Consider the following 1386-nt stretch of genomic DNA (forward strand, 5'->3'; position numbering starts at 1 on the left):
TGGCCACCAGCTCCTTCTACGAGCGGCGCGAGGTCCAGCTGGTCCTCACCGCCCTCAAGGCCCTGCTGCGGCCGGACCCGCTCAACGTGGGCCTCCTGGTCGAGGAGCTCGTCGAGGGCGCGGGCGCTGGTGGGGGTGCGGCGCGAGGAGTTCGTCACCCACCCCTGCGAGGGCGGCCGCGACGGGCTGGCCCTCGAGGAGCACCTGCTGCTGGGGGCGGGCTTCGCCGAGGTGACCGCCGCCATCGGGCGGCTGACCGGGACCCGCGCCCTGCACCTCTTCGTGGCCCTGCGGCGCGACGGGGCCCGAGGTGGTCTACCGCGGCCGCGTGCGGCCGTGGGAGGAGGCGCTCGAGCTGCTGCGGCTGGCGCCGCTCATCGAGCTGTGAGCTGCAGGGCACAGCGTCCAGGCACAGGAGACACGACGGCGGGCCGGGATGACCCCCGGCCCGCCCTGCCCATTCGTTGGTTGGCATGAGCACCGTTTTCACGGGTTCGTTCCAGTATCCTGGAGCGGGATGGACGCGCTGAAGCCTGCTTTCTTCCAGGGGTTCTGGTGGTGGTGGGTCGCCGCCACGCCCCTCGTGGCCCTCTTCTACTACAGGCTCACTTACCGCTTCGAGGCCGGCGGCCAGGAGTATACCGGCGTCTTCAAGGACAGGATCGACGACAGCCTCGGGCCGGCCCGGCTGGATGAAGATCGGGTGGCGGTGTACTACGACCCGCGCGACCCCCGGCGCTCCACCCTCGACCGCCGGCTCAGCCTGCGGAACATCCGCTACGTGCCCTGGTGGGCGGCTATCGGGCTGTGGCTATACTGGTCCGAGCGCCGGCCGCTGAGGAAAAAAGCCGAGAGGCCCTGAGCTGGGAGGCTGGTAGCCTCACCGCCAGTACAGTCGCTGCCGCCACCGCTTTAGGCAAAAGGTGTGGCCGGGCGGCTGATTCCCACCGCCCGGCCGCGCAGATAGGTGACGGCTTACCAGCCCAGGTTGCTCTGTCCCGGAACCCACAGGGGCTTGCCGCCGGGCAGACCGGGCCTTGGCGGTCCCGACCCGCACCCCCGGCCCGATAGGGTTAAGCTGGTTTCATGGGGAAATCCCAGGACACCACCTTCTTCGGCCTGTCGCCGACCGTCTGCTTCGTGATCACCCTGTACCTGATGGCGTGGACCGTCTTCACCCTGCTGACGCTGGAGACCCTGTACAACTACGCCGTCGCCCGGGGCTACGCCGCCACCGAGGGGGTGATCGAGGACATCACCAGGCCTGCAGGGTGCGGCTATCCCTCTCGAGTCAGGCGCAGCAGCCCCTCCGGGTCGTAGAGGGTGAGGCAACTGCCGGGCCGCAGCCGGTCGGGGAAGACCACCAGATTACGGGCCCCCTCGAGC

Annotated in this window: 3 protein-coding genes; all 3 read left to right on the forward strand. The window is 69.8% G+C overall.

The genetic code is table 11. The features are described from left to right. Window positions 1-135: 135 nt before the first annotated feature. The 3 genes from Mrose_RS18705 (at window position 136) to Mrose_RS18330 (ending at window position 1320) form a co-directional block, all read left to right on the forward strand. Window positions 136-477, forward strand: a complete 342-nt coding sequence (locus Mrose_RS18705) for a hypothetical protein (RefSeq protein ID WP_147371734.1) — start codon at window positions 136-138, stop codon at window positions 475-477. A gap of 40 nt (window positions 478-517) precedes the next feature. Then, a complete protein-coding gene (locus Mrose_RS18325; protein WP_119280648.1) occupies window positions 518-862 on the forward strand; it encodes a DUF3592 domain-containing protein in 345 nt (114 codons plus the stop codon). A 224-nt stretch (window positions 863-1086) separates the two neighbouring features. Next, window positions 1087-1320, forward strand: coding sequence for a hypothetical protein (locus Mrose_RS18330; RefSeq protein ID WP_119280650.1), 234 nt, complete (start codon window positions 1087-1089; stop codon window positions 1318-1320). Window positions 1321-1386: the final 66 nt, after the last annotated feature.

The organism is Calidithermus roseus, assembly GCF_003574095.1.
Taxonomy (GTDB): domain Bacteria; phylum Deinococcota; class Deinococci; order Deinococcales; family Thermaceae; genus Calidithermus; species Calidithermus roseus.

Excerpts from the sequence above, each read along its gene's own strand:
- Mrose_RS18325 (WP_119280648.1), top strand. The coding sequence starts at position 518 with ATGGACGCGCTGAAGCCTGCTTTCTTCCAGGGGTTCTGGTGGTGGTGG.
- Mrose_RS18330 (WP_119280650.1), top strand. The coding sequence starts at position 1,087 with ATGGGGAAATCCCAGGACACCACCTTCTTCGGCCTGTCGCCGACCGTC.